This is a genomic window from Pedobacter sp. (genome assembly GCF_965227205.1).
Classification (GTDB): domain Bacteria; phylum Bacteroidota; class Bacteroidia; order Sphingobacteriales; family Sphingobacteriaceae; genus Pedobacter.
On sequence record NZ_OZ245727.1, the window covers coordinates 311,534 to 330,367 of the forward strand.

10 protein-coding genes are annotated in these 18,834 nt (G+C 36.6%); all 10 read right to left on the reverse strand.

Features of this window, described 5'->3' with window-relative positions; translation table 11 throughout:
- Positions 1–22: 22 nt before the first annotated feature.
- A complete protein-coding gene (gene bglX / locus ACO05K_RS01185; RefSeq protein WP_421942643.1) occupies positions 23–2,320 on the reverse strand; it encodes a beta-glucosidase BglX in 2,298 nt (765 codons plus the stop codon).
- Positions 2,321–2,342: 22 nt separating this feature from the next.
- A complete protein-coding gene (locus tag ACO05K_RS01190) occupies positions 2,343–4,088 on the reverse strand; it encodes a discoidin domain-containing protein (RefSeq protein ID WP_421942644.1) in 1,746 nt (581 codons plus the stop codon).
- A gap of 82 nt (positions 4,089–4,170) precedes the next feature.
- The gene (locus ACO05K_RS01195) at positions 4,171–5,538 is read right to left on the reverse strand and encodes a glucoamylase family protein (RefSeq protein WP_421942645.1); all 1,368 of its coding nucleotides are present in this window, start codon (positions 5,536–5,538) and stop codon (positions 4,171–4,173) included.
- 17 nt (positions 5,539–5,555) lie between these two features.
- The gene (locus tag ACO05K_RS01200; RefSeq protein ID WP_421942646.1) at positions 5,556–7,220 is read right to left on the reverse strand and encodes a glucoamylase family protein; all 1,665 of its coding nucleotides are present in this window, start codon (positions 7,218–7,220) and stop codon (positions 5,556–5,558) included.
- 73 nt (positions 7,221–7,293) lie between these two features.
- Positions 7,294–8,124, reverse strand: a complete 831-nt coding sequence (locus ACO05K_RS01205) for a LamG domain-containing protein (RefSeq protein WP_421942647.1) — start codon at positions 8,122–8,124, stop codon at positions 7,294–7,296.
- A gap of 18 nt (positions 8,125–8,142) precedes the next feature.
- Positions 8,143–9,627 (reverse strand): RagB/SusD family nutrient uptake outer membrane protein, encoded by a 1,485-nt coding sequence (locus tag ACO05K_RS01210; protein ID WP_421942648.1) that lies wholly within the window; start codon positions 9,625–9,627, stop codon positions 8,143–8,145.
- Between the two features lie 11 nt (positions 9,628–9,638).
- Positions 9,639–12,653 carry a SusC/RagA family TonB-linked outer membrane protein gene (locus ACO05K_RS01215; RefSeq protein WP_421942649.1) on the reverse strand — a complete coding sequence of 1,005 codons (3,015 nt, stop codon included), beginning with the start codon at positions 12,651–12,653 and terminating at the stop codon, positions 9,639–9,641.
- Between the two features lie 439 nt (positions 12,654–13,092).
- Positions 13,093–13,980 carry a LamG-like jellyroll fold domain-containing protein gene (locus ACO05K_RS01220; RefSeq protein WP_421942650.1) on the reverse strand — a complete coding sequence of 296 codons (888 nt, stop codon included), beginning with the start codon at positions 13,978–13,980 and terminating at the stop codon, positions 13,093–13,095.
- Positions 13,981–13,997: 17 nt separating this feature from the next.
- Complete coding sequence (locus ACO05K_RS01225; protein ID WP_421942651.1) at positions 13,998–15,551, reverse strand: RagB/SusD family nutrient uptake outer membrane protein; 1,554 nt, start codon at positions 15,549–15,551, stop codon at positions 13,998–14,000.
- Between the two features lie 18 nt (positions 15,552–15,569).
- Positions 15,570–18,590 carry a SusC/RagA family TonB-linked outer membrane protein gene (locus ACO05K_RS01230; protein WP_421942652.1) on the reverse strand — a complete coding sequence of 1,007 codons (3,021 nt, stop codon included), beginning with the start codon at positions 18,588–18,590 and terminating at the stop codon, positions 15,570–15,572.
- Positions 18,591–18,834: the final 244 nt, after the last annotated feature.

Consider the following 18,834-nt stretch of genomic DNA (forward strand, 5'->3'; position numbering starts at 1 on the left):
GTGTAACTAACCAGGTTAACTTCTATTTTAATGAGAAAGATGCTTCTTTAACATCTCTTGAATTTGAACCGATAAATAATTTAAAATCGCCTGGTTCTGCAACAAATTTTAAGTCAGAATTGTAGAATTTCAGGTCGTTTTCACTAATGCTAAACGTTACATTTTTGGTTTCACCAGCCTTTAAATATATTTTTTGAAACCCTTTTAATTCTTTAACCGGACGCGTAATACTACCAATTAAATCGCGGGTGTAAAGCTGTACAACTTCTTTGCCGCCAACGGCTCCATTATTTGTTACAGCTATGGTTGCAGTGATGCTTTTGCCTTTTGTTAAAGTGTTTGAGCTTAATTTAATATCGCCATAAGCAAATGTGGTGTAACTTAAACCGTAACCAAATGGATAAAGTGGATCGTTACTTACATCTAAATAATTTGAACGGAATTTTTCGAACCATTTACCATCAGCCAATGGGCGACCAGTATTTTTGTGTGAATAAAAAATCGGAACCTGACCAACGTTTTGAGGGAAGGTAGCACTTAATTTCCCAGAAGGATTAACATCGCCGAAAAGTACATCAGATATTGCATTTCCAGCCTCACTACCTGGAAACCAAACATTAAGTATTGCAGGAATATTTTCATTCTCCCATTTCAAAGCCAACGGACGACCAGTAAATAAAACTAAAACTATTGGTTTACCAGTTTTCTTTAATTCTTTCAAAAGGTTTTTTTGAGTCTCTGGAATTTGAATATCAGTTACACTACTGCTTTCTCCACTAAATTCAGAACCTTCGCCTAATACAGCAACAACAACATCAGATTTTTTAGCAACATTAACCGCTTCTTTAATCAATTCTTCTTCCGTTCTTGAATCGCGTATATAAGTTTTGTTGTGAACATTTACATAACGATGCTCCATAACAGAATCTGCAAGAAAATTAGAACCACGAGCAGTTAAGATTTTTGCATTTTCGCCCAGTGCGTTTTTCATTCCTTGTAAAACCGTAACCGATTTATCAAATAGCGCTGCAACACTCCAGGTTCCGTACATGTTGGCTGTATTATCAACCAATGGACCAACCAACCCAATGGTTCCTGATTTTTTTAGAGGCAATACGTTATTTTCATTTTTTAATAACACAAAACTTTCTGCCGCAATTTCTCTTGCCGCCTGACGATTTTGCGGGGTAAATACTTCTGTTTCTGCTCTTTTTGGATCACAAAATTTGTATGGGTTTTCGAACAAGCCTAGTTTATATTTTGCCTGAAGAATTAAGCGACAAGCCCTGTTAATTTGTTCGATATTAACCTTTTTCTCCGCTAATGATTTTTTTAATGTTCCTAGAAATCCTTCGCCAACCATGTCCATATCTACACCTGCGTTTAATGCCAAAGCAGAAACGGTTTGTAAATCGCCCATGCCATGTTCAATCATTTCAGGGATACCAGTATAATCTGTTACAACAAAGCCTTTAAAACCCCATTGATTACGCAAAACCTCTGTCATTAGCCACTTACTTCCGGTTGCAGGGATTCCATCAACTTCGTTAAAAGATGCCATAATACTTGCTGCACCAGCATCTACAGCCGCTTTATATGGAGGTAGATATTCGTTATACATTCTAACCTTACTCATGTCAGTCGTATTGTAATCTCTACCAGCTTCTGCAGCGCCATAAAGTGCATAATGTTTTACGCAGGCTAATATTTGATTGTTGGCTTTTAAATCGCCCTGGTAACCTTTAACCATTGCTTTTGCAATTGCCGAACCTAAGTAAGCATCTTCTCCGTTTCCTTCTGAAATACGACCCCAACGTGGATCACGAGAAATATCTACCATTGGTGAGAAAGTCCAGTTTATACCACTTGCACTTGCTTCTACAGCTGCAATTCTTGCCGATTTTTCTACTGCATACATATCCCAAGTAGCACTCATGCCTAATGGAATTGGAAAAACAGTGTTATAACCGTGAATAACGTCCATACCAAAAAGCAATGGAATTTTCATTCTACTTTCTTCTACGGCAACCTTTTGTACAGCAGAAATTTTATCAACCCCTTTAATGTTGAATAAACCACCAACTTGCCCGTTTCTGATTTTTTTGCCAATATCACTGCTATTCGCTTGTCCGGTGGTTATATCTCCAGAACTTGGTAAATTCAATTGACCAATCTTTTCATCAACCGTCATCTTAGCCATTAAATTGCTGATAAAGGCATTCATTTTTGCTTCCTCAGCAGATACTGGCTTTTTTGTTTGGGCAAAACTGTTTATTGCCAAAGCAAAAATTAAACTAAATAGGATGTTCGCTTTTCTCATTATATTGTGTGTTGTTCTTTTACTATTCTACTTTTTTTACTTCTGTTTTTGCCGATATACCATTCTCATTTATTGCCTCAATTGAGAAATAGTATGCTTTTTGACTATCCATCGCTTTAAACCAGTGTTCATTAAAATCGTGTATCATAATGCAATTGTACAGCTTGTCTGGCGCTGTACCGTAGTACAAATTATATGCAAATGCATTGTCAACAGGAGTCCATTTGATGTAAGCACTACGTTTATCTTTTTCGGTACGCAAAACGATTAAATTTTTAACGGCATCAGGCTTAGTGCCGTTTCCATTTCCAAAAACCCTCAATCCACTAATTGCAAATTTTCCGGTAGGCATGTGGATGTTTACCATTTTAATAAATCTGGTTTTTATTGGTTTTTCAAGCTCGATATAATCATGTGGTACATCAGTTTTATTTTGGCTTTTATCAACTAATGTTGTCCATTTTTTTCCATCAAGAGAAGATAAAATTTTATACTGATGGAAAATTCCGGTTTGCTTACCAATAAATTCAGCATCTTGATCTGCATAATTAATTTGAATAGCATTTACAGTTGCTAAGCTTCCTAAGTCGGTTTGAATCCATTCTCCGCTATTTGATGTTTTGGCGCTCCAATAAGTTTTTATACTTTCATCAACTGCATTATTTGCATTGAATGAACCTAGTGTTGAAGAAACGGTAACTGGTTTTTTGTAGTTAATCAGCATCCATCCTGGTCCGGCTGGTTCTCCTTCTTTTCTTTCACTTGGTAAATAAAGTGGGTAATCTCCGAAAGCAGTATTCGTCCACATTACATCATCCTTATCAAAACCGGTTGGCCAAATGCCCATTCTTCTTTCCCAGGTGTTTTTTACACAGATGATACTTGTAGAAATGTGCCAGTATTGTTTATTGTTATCTTGAAAAGTAGCTCCATGACCAGCACCGCGTGAAAAACCGCCGCCTTTATAACTTAACGGATCGGATTGCGGTGTAGATGGACTATCGTAAAACAAAGGCTTGGTACCAACAACAACGCCATCAGAGTAACCACTAAACTCCGTTCCGGGTGCACCATACTGAAAATAGTATTTTCCGTTGTGTTTTGTCATCCACGCACCTTCAGCAAACGGATCGAGGAAGGTATCATCCATATATTCTCCAAAACGTTGCCAACCATAGCGCCAGCTTTGTAGCAAGTACATTGGTGTACGCGTGCCAATTGGTTTAAAGGTTTTTCTATCAAGCTCAACACCGTACATTGGGTAGTTATTGCTACTTCCATTGTACATGTAAAATTTGCCGTCATCATCTGTGAAAAAAGCAGGATCCCATCCACCAATTTCCAATGAATCGACTAAAGGAAACCATTTATTTCCTAATGGATCTGTACTGCCCCACAAAGTGAAGTTTTTGGTGTAAGTGCTTCCAAATACTACAACTGTATCTCCAATAATTCCAACGCCAGGTGCGCAAAGTTCATCCTTGGTTTTATTCCACGGGCGAAGGAATTTACGCTCAATGAATTTCCAGTTTAGCATATCCGAGCTATGCCAATATCCCCACTGATTTGTACTGAATAACAAATATTCTCCCTTATAATTTACAATAACCGGATCTGCAGTTGCACGGTGTTTACCCCACTCTGTAAAAGATTCAAAAGGTGTATAGCCGTAATCCACGTTAATTGGGTTACAATAGGTTTTCTGTTTCTGAGCAAATGCAGAGCAAACAGAAATTAGAAGGGAAAATATAAGTATGGTTTTTTTCATATTGTAAACTTTATTTCGTCATTGCGAGGCACGAAGCAATCTTTTTAACAGTTGAGATTGCTTCGTGCCTCGCAATGACGATTTATTTTAGTCCAGGGCTAGTGAAATCCAATTTAATCAAGCCTTTTTTCACATCCGGGCTACTCATAAATAATTTCCACAATAAACCCGAACGGTAATTTTCTATCATCACAACCATCGGCCCTTGGTCAATACCTAAATATCTTTTTGGATACCAGTTATCAGTCTCTGAAAAGGCATCGTAAAATCCATATTTACCCCAAACTTTATCGCCTAAGTTTTCATAAAGATGTCTGATAACTTTAATAGATTCCTTTGGTGTGTATGGAATTGATGAGATGGCGGCTGTTGGTGAAATTACGCCAAAGTCTTCTTGCGGATTATGAGCTGCATATCCTTTAACAGAATAACTTGCAGTTAAGCCCCAGTTATTTTCACCGTAGCCTTTAAAGCCCTTTGGGTTTTTTACACAATAATCATGGATGGCTAAAGTATGGCTTACATTATTTTGCCAATAATCTGCGTAACGGTCTTTCAATCCTTTAGGGTTTAAGCCTAAATAAGAATAATGCGCCCAAAATAGAGGGCCAACAGAATTTTTCTGCCCTTGATAATCAAGTGTAAATGGGTGTCCAAATAAATCAAATTTGGTTTTAACTGCTCCATTACGTGCCCAACCTTCGTGATAAACTGCAGCAGGAACGGTATGAGTAGGGGATGAGGCCGCTAAAATATACATGATTAAGCATTCATTATAACCTTTAACCGGGAAATTCATTTCCCATTTATATTCTGGCGACCAGTGCCAATAAAGTACATTTTGTCCGCCATTTCTATACCAATTAAAATCGATGCCACGCCAAAGTACATCTGCTTTTTTTGCAAGTGCTTTCTCTGCAGCCGTTCCGTTTTTATAGTATTGATTAATACAGATTAAAGCTTGTGCAACAAATGAGGTTTCTACTAAATCACCTCCATTATCTTTTCTACCGAAAGGGCGTACTTTCCCGGTTTCGCCATATATCCAATGAGGCCATGCGCCATGAAAACGGTCGGCTTTATCAAGAAAACTTAAGATTTTATTTAGTCTTGCCAAGCCATCTTTTTTTGTAACATAACCTCTGTCTATTCCACTTAAAATAGCCATTAAACCGAAGCCTGTTGCGCCTGTCGCAACTGTACTTTTATCATTTTCAGGATAAATGTTATCGGCATGATACCTTTCTCTACCAGCACCTGATGTAGGTTCTGCTCCATCCCAAAAATACTGGAAGGTTTGTTTCTGCACAACATCAAGCAATTGATCGTCGGTTAGATTTTTCTTAATTGCAGGTGCGCTTTTTATTGTTTCGTACGATTGTGCATTGGCCGATATCTGATAGCTTGCACATATTAAAATAGTTAGAAAGGTGTTTAAAGTGTTTTTCATTTAAGGTAGTGGGATGATTATAAATTTGGACTTGAGAAACCTAAACTGCGCATACCGGTTTTAACCTCAGGTGCACTCATAAATAGATTCCATATTAAATTTGTTCGGTAGTTTTCAATCATTATAATTATTGGTCCTTGATCTATCGCTAATGTTGATGACGCAAACCATTGATCTTTTAGTGAGAAGGCATCGTAAAAGCCATAATCGCCCCAGGTCTTATTCCCCAATTTATAGTAAAAATATTTTAGAGCAGCCATTGATTCTGTTGGAGTATATGGCAGTGATGCAATTGCTGCGGTCGGAGCTATCACACCCACATCGTTTGTCGGTGAACTAGCAGTATAACCACCGCTGATATCGCTTGCAGTTAAACCCCAGCAATTTTCGCTGTAACCATAATTACCTAATGGATTTGCTTTGCAGTAATTATAATTGATTTGTGCATGTGCTTTAGTTTGCGTTTCGTAATTGGCATAAGAATCAGTTAAACCTTTAGGATTTATACCCAAAAAAGAATAGTGTGCCAAGAACAAAGGTCCGCCACTTGGTGGGCCAAGTGGAAGTTGAACACCATAATAGGTATTACCATTTTTCATAGCACCATTTTGTGCCCAGCCACTATCGTAAACAGCTTTTGGAACATTGTATGTTGTTGATGAAGCTGCCATTACATACGTAATAAGTGATTCGTTCCAACCTCTTAAAGGTAAGTTCATTTCCCAATTATAATTAGGGCTCCAATGCCAGTAAAGTGTATTGCTATTATCTTTGCGATACCAACTCCATTCTACACCATTGTAAATTGTATTAATATCTGCTCTTAAAGAAGATTCAGCAGCATCAGCACCACTAAAATATTGGCGAGCTGTTATTAGACCTGCCATCAGAAATGAAGTTTCGACTAAGTCGCCGCCGTTATCTTTTGTACTAAATGGAATAACTTTACCAGTATTTCCATCAAGCCAGTGTGGATATGCACCATGGAAACGCTCAGCAGTTTTAAGAAAGGCAACAATTTTTTGCATTCTTGCTAATCCTTCAGCTCTGCTGATGAAATTTCTATTTACGCCAGTAACCAAAGCCATAATGCCAAAGCCCGAACCACCAGACGTAACCGTATTTCCGGCTGTATTTCGTTCTCTGGCTAAACCGCTATTAGGATGACCGAAATCCCAGAAATATTTAAAGGTTTGTTTTTGAACTAACGTTAAAAGTTCTTCATCGCTAATGCGGGGGAATTTATCGGTATCATCAACTGCAGTAATTAAATTAACTGTAATGTTGCTTTGTAATTTGCTGCCTGATTTAGATAGTAAACCTGTACTAGCAGTTAAAATATATTTTGTAATAGGTTGCAAAGCCGAAGGCGTAATTACAATCGTATTATCGTTATTCTCTAAAGTTGGAGTGTATGCTACTGAACTACCAGTGGCATCGGTAAGGGTAATATTTCCGGTAACGGAAGTAAGATTTATAGGTGATGAAAAAGTGATTTTTACAACTGGAATGTTATTTAAACCATAATAGGTAAAGCCAGTATAAGTTCCGTTTACTTTTAAATCTGAAAAAGAAAAAGATGTAGGCGGTGCTACAGGTTCTACAGGAGCAGGCGTGCTGCCTTTTTTGCATGCAAAGAAGAAAAGAGAGATAATTAAAACTAAAGAGTATACTTTTATCATTACATGAAATTAAAAAGGGTTGCCAATTTGGCAACCCTTAATTGTTATTGCCTTAATATTTGAAATTAAAGGATTATTTACCTCTACCTTCTAATTTTGCCAGATATCCAACTTCTTCTTCAGTTAATACTTTGTTAAAGATTTTAACTTCGTCTAACTGACCTGTTAAATAACTAGCCCATGGCTCTTTCGAGTGACTTGTAGTTTGGCTTGGTGTTGTCATAAATTGAGTTGTACCAAAAACTAAATTGCCAGAATTAACAAAGTTTAATGGACCAGCTAATCCATCAACTTTACCAACACTTACTCTTGAGCCATTAACGAACACTTTAATTGTTGCATTGGTTTCATCATATGAAAATGCTAATGCATTCCACTTACCGAAAAAGTTTACAACGTTATTTACAGTGAAGGTTTTATCGCCAGATCCATTATTTGTAAATACAAACTTTAAAATAGCGTTATCATTTGTACTGCCATTTTCTATAAAGACTTCTAAATTTCCCCAAAATTGAGATTTGTTAGAAAGACTAAAAAGACCAATGATACCATTTGATGGAGCAGGCGTATTAACCCACTCGGTAACGGTAAAACTTTTTAAGCCAGTAACCTTTGTAGAAGGAACACTTAAGAAATAACTATCAGTTGCACCTTGTAACGATTTGCCTTTAACTCCTGTACCAAAGCTTGTACCAGTGTTAACACCAGCCGTATTCGATACGCTATCAATTAAGCTACCATCGAACGCCCAATGCGCTACTAAATTTGCAGCTCCAATTTGTTTAGAACTTGTGAAACCTCCAATGTTTAATGCAGGAGCATAACTTGATGGGTCAAATTCTTTTTGGCATGACGATAACCCCAAGGTTACAGCTGCCATTAATAAAAAATATTTTGTTTTCATATTTATCGAAATAAACAATTAATAACCTGGATTTTGTGTTAAAACACCAACACTAATATCAATCTCATTTGATGGAATAGGCCAAACTTCGTTTTTGCCAGCTTTCCAACCTTTTGGTCCAAATACAGCAGTACCACGACCTTGACGGATAACATCGAAATAACGATCTGACTCCATAGCTAATTCAACTTGTCTTTCTTTCCAAATTGCCTGGCGTAAAGTTTCTTTATCAGAACTTGTTACATCTGGTAGAATACCTGAAGCGCCATTTCTAGCTCTTGCACGTACACGGTTTAATGATGTTCTTGCTAAAGCTGCATTATTAGTCTCATTAGCTGCTTCAGCGTTCATTAACAATACATCAGAGAAACGTAGAACTCTAACATTTTGCTGAGCACCTTCGTTAAAACCAGTAATGATTAAACTGAAAGGAACATAAGATTTCTGATTGTACATTGGGTTATCACCAGTTGCTGCAATTGCATCACCTTGGGGAGTAGTTTCACCTCTAAAAATGATTGTAGCATCTCTTCTTGGGTCACCGGTTTCAAAAGCAGCCGCTAAAGTTGCTGTTGGAACATTAAAACCCCAACCTGCAACAGAACCTCTAACACCTTGTACCTGACTATACTGTGAAGTTGCAGAACCAGCGATAGAAGGAATAATTTCGCACTGAATTTCAAACACAGATTCTACACTGTTCTCGTTATTTAAACGGAAGCCTTGCTCAAAATTAGGAACTAAATTGTAACCCATGCCCATTACAGCGTTTGTTAAGCTTAAAACCTGATCCCATTTACCTTGGTACATTGCAACTTTAGCGTTTAGTGCCATTGCAGCACCTTTCGTTGCACGACCAATATCTGCAGAACCGTATGTTTGAGGTAAAACAGCAGCAGCATCAGCTAAATCTTTTTCGATAGCTGCGTAAATCTGTGCTTTTGGAGTTCTTGGAATGTTATACTCACTAACATCTTTTGCAACATTTAAACGCAATGGCACATCGCCAAATGCACGAACTAATCTGAAATAAGAATAAGCACGAACAAATTTTGCTTCAGCCAAATAGCGTGATTTTAAATTTGCATCCATTGAAATATTTGGAATGTTATCTAAAACCTGGTTGCAATAGTTGATGTTTTTGTACTGTCCAGTCCAAAAACCCAGTAATTGTCCTTCCGTTGATGTAACTGTATAGTTATCAAAGCTATTTAAATAACTAGCATCATTGGCAGAACTACCTTTTTCAGCATCGTCTCCACCAATACTTTCAACAGCTAAAGCAGGAAATGCTGTATTTTCCCAGCTTCTTAGGTTAGCATAAATTGCATTAACACCCTTAGTTGCATCTTCCTGAGTTTTCCAAAAAGATACTGCTGGTTGCTGTGCCTGAGGTTCTACATCTAAAAAACTTTTTTTACATGCAGGTAATACTAAAAGACCAGAGCAAATCGCAATTAATCCAATCTTTTGTATATAATTATTTTTATAATTTAATTTCATCGCTTTGTTAATTAGAAAGTAACTTGAAGACCTAATCTATAAGTTGCAGATAATGGGTAAACACTCGCATCAATACCTGCACTACCCGGAGTACCACCAATCTCAGGTGTAAATCCTCTATAGCCGAATAAATTAATTGCATTTTGAGCATCAACAAATACTCTTACTCTCTGTGTTTTCCATTTGTTCATTAAAGATGATGGTAAAGAATAACCTAACTGGATATTTCTTAAACGGATGTATGAACCATCTTCAACATAAAATGAATTTGGAGCTGCATTAGCAGTAGAACCAATGCTTACAGAAGGGTAGGTAGTAGATGTACCTGCACCATGCCATCTGTTATCGTAGAAATCTTTGCTGAAGTTTTCATTACCGAAACGATAAGCAAGATTAGCGTTATAAACATCAACACCTGCTACACCTTGAATATCGAATGAAAAATCGAAGTTTTTGTAGTCAAAGCTTGAGCTAATTCCATAATTGAATTTAGGGTTTGGATTACCTAATACAACACGGTCTTTTCCGTCAATAATACCATCACCATTTTGGTCTACATATTTGAAATCACCAGGTTTTGCAAGTGGTTGTGCTGAAGAAGTTACTTCTGCTGTGTTTTGGAAAATTCCAGCAACTTTGTAACCATAGAATGCACCAATTGGTCCACCTTCAACAGTATAAGTTGCTAAAGCACCGTTAGCAATACCTGCTCCACCATCATAAATTGGATTTTTACCAGTAACTACCGATAATATTTTATTGTTGTTAATACCAACGTTACCACTCACTGAGTATCTTAAACCACCTGCTGTTTTATCAGACCATGTTCCTAAGAATTCAAAACCACGGTTCTGAATATCTGCCTGATTTCCAATTAATCTTCCTGATGATGTACCAAGAGAAGAAAATACTGGAATACCAAAGATTGCTTGTTGAGTTTTCTTATTGTAAACGCCAGTTTCGATACTTAAGCGATTATCTAAAAATCTTGCTTCTAAACCAATATCGGTACCAACAGTTCTTTCCCAGTTTAAGAACGTAGGAACAATCATATCAATACTAGCTCCAGTATAACCAACTCCATTAAAGAATGAAACTAAACTACCACCTTGACTAACAACTAATGTAGTCGGGTTTACTGGCACACCTGCGTTACCAACTTTACCCCATGAACCTTTAAGTTTTAAATAATTAAAAACTTTTTGGTCTTTCATGAAGTCTTCACTACTAACAACCCAACCAGCACCGATAGAAGGGAAGTAACCCCACAAATCGCCACCACCATAGAATTGAGAAGCAGCATCGGCACGTAGAGTTGCGTTTAATAAATAACGATCTTTGAATGAGTAATTCACACGACCAAAATATGAAGCTGAAGTGCCTAAACTTCCACCATCAATAATTGTACGTGTTGCTGCAGTACCTAATGATAGATATAAATCGCCATCACTGGTGTAAGGAACATCAAATGCAGTTGCATTGGTGAAGAAAGACTTTCTTCTTTGTGCAGTTTGACCTGCTAATACTGTTAAGTTGTGCTCGCCGAAAGTATTTTTATAAGTTAAAGTGTTCTCTAAAATCCAGTTTCTGGTTTCAGTTCTGTTAACTCTTAAAGTACTTTGTGTAGTACGTTGTCCTTGAGTTGCAGCATATAAAGGTGTATATCCTCTTACTTCATTTTGACCAAAATCACCACCTGCACTTGTTCTGAAAGTGAAGTTTTTAGCAAATGTCAATTCTGCATAAACGTTTCCGTTGATACGATAGTTTCTTGATATCTGATTAAAATAATCGATAGTAACTTGAGGGTTGAAGTTATTACCTCCACCTAAGCTGAAATCATTCGCATCACCATAACTACCATCAGCATAATATACTGGAACTACTGGTCCAGCTGCATATAACTGACGGAAAATGCCACCATCCTTATCTTTTGAGCTAATTGCTGTACCAGATACAGTATAACCAACTTTTAATGGTTTTAAAATCTGGAAATCGTTAGAAAGTTTAGCAGTATAACGTTCCCATCCTTCTGTTTTAACAATACCATCCTCTTTAGTGTAACCTAATGAGAAGTTATAAGTGGTTTTCTCAGAACCACCGTTAACTGAAATTTGGTGATTTGTTTGTAATGCGTTTCTTAAAACCTGGTTATACCAGTTTGTTCCTGTACCATAAGAAGATGGATTAGAGAACAATGGATTTGCACCATTAATTGCAGAAAGTTCATTAATTAAGGTTGCATATTCAGTGGCATTAGCCATTTCAACCTGATTTGTAACGGCTTTGAAACCAACAGAACCATTGTAGCTGATGGTTGCATCGCCTTTTTTACCTCTGTTCGTGGTGATTAAAATAACACCATTTGCAGCTCTAATACCATAAATTGATTGAGAAGACGCATCTTTTAAGATACTTGTACTCTCAATATCGTTAGGGTTTAAGAAAGTTACATCATCATACCAAACACCATCTACTACATACAAAACCCCTGTATTACCATAAATAGTTCCTGTACCACGAATTGTGATTTGAGGTGCTGAACCTGGAGCACCAGTGTTTGTAATGTTTACACCGGCAACTTTACCTTGTAAAGCACTAATTGGATTTACTGATGCTTGTTTTGAGATTTCTTCTCCCTTAACTGTTGCTACAGATCCTGTAACATCAACTTTTCTTTGTGTACCATAACCAACAACCACAACCTGCTCTAATTGTTGTGATGATGATTGTAATTCTACATTTAAAGTTGTTCGGTTACCAACCGCTACTTCTTGTGCAGTGTAACCTAAATATTGGAATACCAATGTTGCGTTTGCTGGTGCGCTAATGCTGTACGCTCCCGATGCATCTGTTTGTGTACCAATTGTTGTTCCCTTAACTAATACGCTTACGCTAGGGATGGTGGTTTTGTCGCCTCCATCTCTGACTATACCTTTTACGGTAATGTTTTGCGCAAATGCTACGTTAATTGCGAGTAAACAAAATGCGGCCAGAACAGAAATTCTTGTAAAGATTCTTTTCATGCTTTATTAAAATTTAGTTTAATTGTTAAGATAAATGTGAGGTTGTTTTTTTGCTTGTGCAAGTGATTATACCTCAACATTAGTACATCAATATGAAAAGGATACTATCTCAAAAACGAATACCAAATACGAAAACAGGCTAAAAACGCAGTTTTTGAATTTCTAATAGATAAACTAAAGGTACACAAGTGTAAAAAGTACACGAAGTATTTTTGTGATGTTAAAAATTGCTTTTGAGAGGTAATGATGTAGTGATGAGAAACCGTTATGTAATAAAAATGTTGTTTTACGCAAACGTTCCCGAAACGTTTATTAACCTTTTAGAGTTGTGATTATTAAACGCTTAAAACTAATTGGAGTTACAGTTTGGCTAAAATTTAAAGAAACGGAGTATTATAATCAACACTCCGTTTCTTTTATCGATTTAATTAGATTATAATTATTTACCTGCAATGGTTAAATCGTACATCGCTTTTACAACTGCATCAGGCATAAAAGCATTATAGATTTTTACTTCATCTATCTTGCCAGTCATTAAACCGTACTCAGTGTTTGTACTTACTGATTTACCAGGAATTAGGTTGTAGTTAGCACCAAAAATTAATTCATTTGGTTCATTTGATTTGAAAAGGTTATTTCCAGTTCCTCTGTCAGAATAGCTACCTATGTTTTCACCATTAGTTAAAACATTAAATCTTCCTGTTAAGCCATTATAACTCAAGACTAAATGAACCCAGTTTCCAGGACCAATTTTTGGAGTTTTAGTAGCATTTAGGTTATCCTGAGAACCACCACCAACTGTTGAGAATCTAGGGCCAACTTTTAAAACATCAATATTGCTTGCCGGATAACTGTTTGTATTTAACCTAATGTCTAAGTTTCCATCGAACATTCCTGGTCTGGCGAATTGGGTTAACATGGTTCTTTTAGAGCCATTATTTGATATTTGTATCCATTGGCTTATTGTAAAGCTTTTAAAAGCTTCTTGCTTAAAAGCAGCGAATTGCGTTGCATAATAAAGATAACCTGCATTCAAGTTTAAAGCTTTACCTTTAAAACCATCAACAAATGAATCTCCTGTTTTCGAGGTAGGAGCCGTATTTGTTAATTTCTCGTTATAAGTATCATCGAAACTGAAATAAGCAACTAAATTATCTTTCAGTATTTCATCTGATGTCTTAAAACCTCCAACTGTGCCAACATAATCATTCGGATCTAGCTCCGGAAGATTATTAGGATTTCCGTCCTTTTCACAAGCTGAAAACAGAGCGAATACCGGAACTAAAGCCAGTAAGTATCTCAATTTATATATTTTTGATCTTTTCATTTTAATATGAATTGTTGTTAGTAACCATTATTTTGAGTTAATACACCCTTGCTTAGATCGATTTGTTGTTGTGGGATAGGTAGTAATTTATCTCTATTTGGATTGTACGCAGTTTTACCCGCAGCCTGCATTGTTTCGGCATCAATTCCCCAACGAACAATATCGAAAAAGCGCTCATGCTCCATTGCTAACTCAACTCTTCTTTCTTGTCTGATTGCATTTCTAAGAAAATTTTGATCTGTTGTAGCAATATTTGGTAATGTACCTGCAGGTGCTCCAGATCTTGCTCTCGCTCTAACGCTATTTAACGCATCCAAGGCTAAAGTCGTGTTAGCTGCACCACCAACTTCGTTTGCAGCTTCTGCGAACATTAAAACTACATCTGCATAACGTAGGATACGAACGTTCATCCACCAACCACTTCTGCTATTGTAAGCAGCAATGTAAGTAGGGTTTGCTAAAACTTTATGGTTGTATTTTAGATTTGGAACTTCACTTGGATATAACGGAGCTTTCTGATTATAAATAGTGAAATTATCTTTACCAGCAATACTACTGTAAAGGATTGTTCTCGCTTTTCTAGGGTCGTTTGGTTCATAAGCCGCTTCTAAAACCGCACTTGGTGAATTCCATCCCCAACCTCTGTTCCATTCTGTTGTATTTCCCCTTGTACCTTGAATACTTGCATATTGTACACCATTTGCAGTTTGAACAGTTGCACTTGCGGTAGCTTGAATTTCAAAAACCGATTCCCTACTGTTTTCACCTTTTTCGCTAAAAATATCATTGTATGAGACACTTAAATCATATTGACCTGAGTTCATAACCTGACTGGCTAAAGACATTGCCATTCCCCATTTCTTTTGATACAAGTAAGCCTTTGCCAAAATTCCATTGGCAGAACCTTTTGTTGGGCGACCAATAAATTTAGTAGGCCAGCTTAATGGTAAATTTGCTGCCGCAAATTGTAAATCAGCTTCTACAAGTGCATAAATTACCTCAGGACTGCTTTGTGGTATATTCGAGGTTACATCTAAAACTTTATCAATTTTAGGCACTCTTCCGTATGCTCTTACTAAGAAAAAGTAAGAATATCCACGCAAAAATCTGGCTTCTGCTTCAGCTTGCAATTTCTGTTGCTCGCTAGCAACAATATCTTTGCTATTGTAAATCTGATCGATTATAGTATTACATCTGTTAATCATCGTGTAATACTCTGTCCACAATGTATTTACCCTTCCGTTAGTTAAAGCAGGAAAGTTATCCATTGCTATAACGTCAGCTCCACCATCAGTTGGTGTACTGCCTTTGTCAGCATCATCACTTCTAATGCTTGTTGCAACCATAAAACCATCTGATACATAATTATATGCTCTTAATGCACTGTAGGCAGAGAATAAAAATGTATCATAAGGTGTTCCTCCCTGAGGATAAGGATAATCATCCGCAGTATATTCACCTTGCCTTTGGGTATCTAGAAATTTTTGACAACCCGAGTTTGTCGAAACTGCAACAATAGCTAATAAGCCTAGTGCAATGTTTCTTTTATAACTATTGAATATTTTCATCATTTAAGCTTTTAATTTTGGTTAGAAAGTAACATTCAATCCGAAAGAATAAATAGCCGGTACCGGATAAACACCATTATCTGCACCACCACCCAAAATACTTCCGATTTGTGCTTCTGGAGTATATCCTGTTGCTTTAGTCCAAGTTTGTATGTTTTGTCCGCTCAAATAAATTCTAAGTTTTTGAGCACCAATTTTGTTTAATAAAGTAGGAGCAAATGTATACCCAAGTTGTACAGTACGAAGTCTGAAATAATCTCCAGGTTCTAAGAAATAAGAACTGAATAAAAAGTTATTACCTCTTGTATTATCTAAAATTGGTTCAACATTTGAAGTTCCAGGACCAGTCCATGCGTTTAACCTATTGCTTTCATAATTCAAGGTTGCAAAATTCGCAGTGCGACGTTCTGTATAAATTTTATTTCCTGCAACACCTTGTCCTTCGATAAGTGCATCAAAACCTTTATAGCCTAGAGATAAACTCATTCCATAACTATATGGAGGGAACGGAGTTCCTAAATAGGTTCTATCTGCAGCAGTAATCACACCATCACCGTTCGTATCCTGATAAGCAATATCTCCAAGCTGTGAATTTGAAAATTGAGCCTGGTTTAACATCTCTCTTGCTGTTTGGTAAATTCCGATTTGCTTGTAGCCGTAGAAATAACCAATTGATTGGCCAGAATTGGTTAAGTTAACACCGCTATTACCAGTAATCTGGAATTCAGTTGTATTACCTAAAGATTCAACTTTGTTTTTATTATAGCTGAAATTTCCAGAAAGGTTGTAAGTGAAATCTCCGATTTTATCTCCCCATCCTAAACTTACCTCGATACCACGGTTATTAATTTTACCCAAGTTGGTAAAATAAGGTAACTGACCTGCAAGTAAAGGGAAGCTGGTTAAAATACCATCAGTTGTTTTGTTGTAAACATTAATTTCTGCGTTAAAACGATTATTTAAAGCTTTTAAATCAAGTCCTAAATCTAAACCCTGAACAATTTCAAATCTTAAATTCGGATCAGGAATGTAAGCATTTTGTATTGCTGTATAAACATTTTCTCCAAAAACAGCAGTTGCTCCGTTTGATAAACCTTGTTGATACAGGTTTGGAGAAACGCCGTTAGAATTACCAAGACGACCCCATGAAGCACGTAGTTTTAAATAATCAATTCCTTTTATGTAAGATTTGAAAAACGCTTCTTCACTAGCTACCCATCCTAAACCAACGCTTCCGAAAGTTCCCCATCTGTTTTGAGGAGAAAAACGCGAGCTACCGTCTCTTCTAATCGTTCCGTTGAATAAATATTTATCTTTAAAAGTATAGCTTACTCTGGCAAAAGCACCAACATTTGTTTCTTCGCTACCGCCACCACTATTTGCTAATATGTTATTTGCATTTACAATTCCTAAATACCATAAATCAGGGTCTCCAGGAACAACTAATGTACTATCTGTTCTGCTACCGCCAACATTTGAACCTGCAAAACGTAACGATGTAAAGCCCGCTAACGCCGTAATTCTATGACCGCCTTCTAATGATTTTTCATAGGTTAAAGTATGGTCTTGTTGATATCTATGTGTTTCTGATTGACTTTGGCTAACTGTTGAACGGAATTGATCATCTCTAACGATGGTAGTTTGAGCACCATTTTCACCAATGTTTGCTATAAAGAATGGAGGTCTTGAGTACCCTCTTGAATGATTAAATCCAAAATCACCATATAAGGTAGATTTAATTTTGAAGTCTTTTAAAAACGTTAATTCTGCAAATATGCTACCATTAAAGCGAAAAACTTTATTAATAGATGTTCTATCTGAACGCATTATGGCAGAAATCGGGTTTCCAACCTGTGCTCTTTGGAACGAAGGCATAGAATAAAAAGTGTTTTCATTCAATTGAATTGGAACAACAGGAGCAGCCCAAACAGCATTGTTTAAACTTACACCAGTTCCATTTGGTTTAGCAAAAAAACCAGTAATGTCTCCACCAACTTTAAACTTATTGCTTACTTTAATTTCTTCGCTTAAGCGTAAAACATATTTCTCGTAGCTACTATATTTAACAACACCTTCCTGATTATTATAACTTAAATTAACAAGTGTTGTAGTTTTATCACCGCTATTGCTAAAGCTTAAACTATTGGTATTTATAATCGCACTGCGAAGAATTTCGCTTTGCCAATCGGTATTAGCTGTGTAGTTAGAAAAATCAAATGGTGCTGCACCAATGTTGGCTAACTGCGTAGAATATAGTTTCTTGAAACCATCAGCATCCGTTACATCAATTTTATTGATAACTTTTTGAATACCAATATTTGAGTTGAAATTAACTCTTGTTTGACCACGAGCTGCTCTTTTTGTAGTAACCGCAATAACACCATTTGCACCTCTTAATCCGTAAATTGCAGCTGAAGATGCATCTCTTAATAAATCAATAGATTCAATATCTGCAGGATTTAAATAGTCGATGTTATCTTGCAATAATCCATCTACAACGTATAAAGGGGTAGCACTATTTGTACTGCTAATACCTCTAATACGAATAACGGGTTGTGAACCCGGACCACCTGAGTTTACAACGGTTAAACCTGCAACCTTACCTTGCAAAGATGCCAAAGGATTAACAGCTGGCATTTTGGCAAGTTCATCACCATTTACGCTCGAAATCGAGCCTGTTAAATCTTTCCTTTTTTGCGTACCGTAACCTACAACTACTACTTGTTCTAGTTCCTGGTTAGATGAAGCCAATTCAACATTTATAGTTGTACGACTATTTACGGCTATCTCTTGTGTAGCATAACCAATGAAAGTAAATATTAAAGTTGAGTTTGGTGGTGCACTGATACTGTATGCCCCTGATGCGTCTGTTTGTGTACCTATTTGCGTACCCTTAACTAAAACGCTAACGCTTGGGATGGTAGCCTTATCGCCGCCATCTGTTACCTTACCTTTAACGGTTAGGTTTTGCGCAAATGTTAGATTAGTTGTGAGCAAACAAAATAGAGCCAGAACAGAAAATTTTGTAAAGATTCTTTTCATGCTTTATTAATTTGGTTAAAAAATTTGGACAAATGTGCTTTAGTTTTCTCATATGCACAAACATAAGTACCTCAACATTAGTACATCAGCTGTTATTAATCCTGAAAATTTTTAATTAGATATCGTGGATGGAGGTAGTAAAATGGCTATGTTTTACTATTAAAGATATTATTTACTGATGATTAGTGTATAATGTACACTTTACTTTTTGTAGTCGTTGTATTTTTAGGATGAGAGGTAATGA